Below are 3,276 nucleotides of genomic sequence, written 5' to 3'. Positions count from 1 at the left end.
GTGGCCGCCAAGCTCGGGCTGCGCTACCTGGACACCGGTGCCCAGTACCGGGCCATCACCTGGTGGATGATCACCAACGGCGTCGACACCGACGACCCGCAGGGCATCGCCCTCGCCGCCGGCAAGCCGGCCATCGTCTCCGGCACGGACCCGGCCGCCCCCACCATCACGGTGGACGGCCTGGACGCCTCCGGCCCGATCCGCACCCAGGAGGTCACCTCCAAGGTCAGCGCCGTCAGCGCCGTCCCCGAGGTGCGCGCCCTGATCACCGACCTCCAGCGCTCCATCGCCGCCGAAGCGGCCGAGGAGGCCGACGGGATCGTCGTCGAGGGCCGGGACATCGGCACCACCGTCCTGCCCGACGCCGACCTCAAGATCTTCCTGACGGCCTCGGCCGAGGCCCGCGCCGCCCGCCGCAGCGGTGAGCTGCGCGGCAAGGAGGCCACCGACCTCGCGGCCACCAGGGAAGCCCTGATCAAGCGGGACGCCGCCGACTCCGGCCGCAAGACCTCCCCGCTGGCCAAGGCCGGCGACGCCGTCGAGGTCGACACCACCGAGCTCACCCTCGACCAGGTCATCGAATGCGTCGTGACCCTGGTCGAAGAGCGGCGCAGCCGAGACGCGGCCGACGGCACAGAGCGGCGCGCCAAGTGAGCGGTACGCCCTCCCCCAGGGGTGCGGCGGTCGGCAGGCGCATCGGCATCGGCCTCATGTACGGGCTGTGGAAGCCGCGCGTGCTGGGCGCCTGGAAGGTGCCCGCCTCCGGCCCCGTCATCCTGGCCGTGAACCACGCGCACAACATCGACGGACCCATGGTCATGGGCACCGCGCCGAGGCCGCTGCACTTCCTGATCAAGAAGGAGGCGTACGTCGGCCCGCTCGGCCCCTTCCTGGAGGGGATCGGGCAGGTGAAGGTGGATCGCGCCGGCACCGACCGGACCGCGATCACCCGCGCCCTCGGCGTCCTGGAGAACGGCGGCGCCCTGGGGATATTCCCCGAGGGCACCCGCGGCGGGGGCGACTTCGCGTCCCTGCGCGCCGGGCTCGCCTACTTCGCCGTCCGCAGCGGCGCCCCGGTCGTCCCGGTCGCCGTCCTGGGCAGCACCGAGGCCAAGGGCCGGCTCGTCAAGGGCCTGCCGCCGCTGCGCAGCCGGGTCGACGTGGTCTTCGGCTCGGCCTTCGACGCCGGCGACGGCACGGGCCGTCGTACGCGCGCCGCGCTGGACGAGGCCACCGCACGCATCCAGGGACGGCTGACCGCCCACCTGGCCGACGCCAAGCGCCTCACCGGGCGCTGAGCGAGACTTGAACCCAGTAGTGGAACCGCGCTGCGCGGGTGCCACCGATCACCACGAACGACGAGGAACGGACTTCATGAACGACCAGTACGACCACGGAGCACTTGGCGATGCCGAGTACGCGGAGTTCATGGAGCTCGCCGCGGAGGAAGGCTTCGACCTCGAAGAGGTCGAAGGCGCGATCGAGGAGGCCGGACACGGCCCGCTGCCCGTCCTCGCCGTCGTCGGCCGCCCGAACGTGGGCAAGTCGACCCTGGTGAACCGCATCATCGGCCGCCGCGAAGCGGTCGTCGAGGACAAGCCGGGCGTCACCCGCGACCGGGTCACGTACGAGGCCGAGTGGGCGGGCCGCCGCTTCAAGGTCGTCGACACCGGCGGCTGGGAGCAGGACGTCCTCGGCATCGACGCCTCCGTCGCCGCCCAGGCCGAGTACGCCATCGAGACCGCCGACGCGGTCGTCTTCGTCGTGGACGCCAAGGTCGGCGCCACCGACAGCGACGAGGCCGTCGTCAAGCTGCTGCGCCGCGCCGGCAAGCCCGTCGTCCTGTGCGCCAACAAGGTCGACGGCCAGAGCGGCGAGGCCGACGCGGCCTACCTGTGGTCCCTGGGCCTCGGCATGCCGTACCCGGTCTCCTCGCTGCACGGCCGCGGCACGGGCGACATGCTGGACGCCGTCCTGGAGGTCCTGCCCGAGGCCCCCGCGCAGACCTTCGGCGGCGCCGCCATCGGCGGCCCGCGCCGCATCGCCCTCATCGGCCGCCCGAACGTCGGCAAGTCCTCCCTGCTGAACAAGGTCGCCCGCGAGGACCGCGTCGTCGTCAACGAGCTGGCCGGCACCACCCGCGACCCGGTCGACGAGCTGATCGAGCTCGGCGGCGTCACCTGGAAGTTCGTGGACACCGCGGGCATCCGCAAGAAGGTCCACCTCCAGCAGGGCGCCGACTACTACGCCTCGCTGCGCACGGCCGCCGCCGTGGAGAAGGCGGAGGTGGCGGTCATCCTGATCGACACCACCGAGAACATCAGCGTCCAGGACCAGCGCATCATCACCATGGCCGTCGAGGCCGGCCGCGCGATCGTCATCGCCTACAACAAGTGGGACGAGCTGGACGAGGAGCGCCGCTACTACCTCGAGCGCGAGATCGAGACCGAGATGCAGCAGGTCTCCTGGGCGCCCCGCGTCAACGTCTCCGCGAAGACCGGCCGCCACATGGAGAAGCTGGTCCCGGCGATCGAGACCGCCCTCGCGGGCTGGGAGACGCGCGTCCCCACCGGCCGGCTGAACGCCTTCCTCGGCGAGATCGTCGCGGCCCACCCGCACCCGATCCGCGGCGGCAAGCAGCCCCGCATCCTGTTCGGTACCCAGGCGGGCAGCAAGCCGCCGCGGTTCGTCCTCTTCGCCTCCGGCTTCCTGGAGCACGGCTACCGGCGCTTCATCGAGCGCCGCCTGCGCGAGGAGTTCGGCTTCGAGGGCAACCCCGCTGCACATCTCGGTGCGGGTGCGCGAGAAAGCGCGGCGCCCAGTACAAGAAGAAGAAGTAGGAGCGGCGGTCCGGGGTCAGTAGCCCCGGCGCGGAGCGGGCGGCAGGGCCGCCGGGACGTGTTGCATCCCGGTCTGGTGCTGCCGCCCGCCGCCGTATCCGGAGCCGGCGCCCGCGTACGAGTACACCGGCTGCGCCGCCTGCTGCGGGACGTACGAGGGCTGCCAGCCGTCGGCCTGCTGCCACGAGGAACCGTTCCAGCCGGTACCGCCGCCGCTGCCGTACGAGCCGCTCGTACCGGCCGTGACGCCGCCGTACGGGCTTCCGTACCCGGTGCCGTACGAGAACGCGGTGAAGCCGAGGTCCTCCTCGCCCGTACGGTCGCCCGGCAGCGCCCGGAAGGCGCGCAGGTACTCCGAGTACAGGCTGTCGTAGATCGGGGTGTGCGAGGCGCTGCTCGCACGGAACGGGGCGCGGGAGGGGTCGTATGAATGCAC

At 72.3% G+C, this 3,276-nt stretch carries 3 protein-coding genes and 1 pseudogene; 3 read left to right on the top strand and 1 reads right to left on the bottom strand.

Annotated features, from left to right (window positions below; all coding sequences use genetic code 11):
* The 3 genes and pseudogenes from cmk to der all read left to right on the top strand — a co-directional run.
* Positions 1–654, top strand: a 654-nt coding sequence (gene cmk, locus SSNG_RS07960) for a (d)CMP kinase (protein WP_128636889.1), incomplete at its 5' end; no start/stop codon positions are given.
* Positions 655–710: 56 nt separating this feature from the next.
* Complete coding sequence (locus tag SSNG_RS07955; RefSeq protein WP_241695209.1) at positions 711–1,298, top strand: lysophospholipid acyltransferase family protein; 588 nt, start codon at positions 711–713, stop codon at positions 1,296–1,298.
* Positions 1,299–1,374: 76 nt separating this feature from the next.
* Positions 1,375–2,863 (top strand): annotated as a pseudogene (gene der, locus SSNG_RS07950) (ribosome biogenesis GTPase Der).
* On the opposite strand, the gene SSNG_RS07945 reads toward der, so the two are convergent.
* Positions 2,857–3,276 (bottom strand): hypothetical protein (locus SSNG_RS07945; RefSeq protein ID WP_042800716.1); only part of this gene is annotated, 420 nt, incomplete at its 5' end. The pseudogene der and the gene SSNG_RS07945 sit on opposite strands and share 7 nt — an antisense overlap.

The organism is Streptomyces sp. C (assembly GCF_000158895.1).
Taxonomy (GTDB): domain Bacteria; phylum Actinomycetota; class Actinomycetes; order Streptomycetales; family Streptomycetaceae; genus Streptomyces; species Streptomyces racemochromogenes.
The sequence above is the reverse complement of the archived record's forward strand: the minus strand, read 5'-3'. Positions and strand labels throughout refer to the sequence as shown.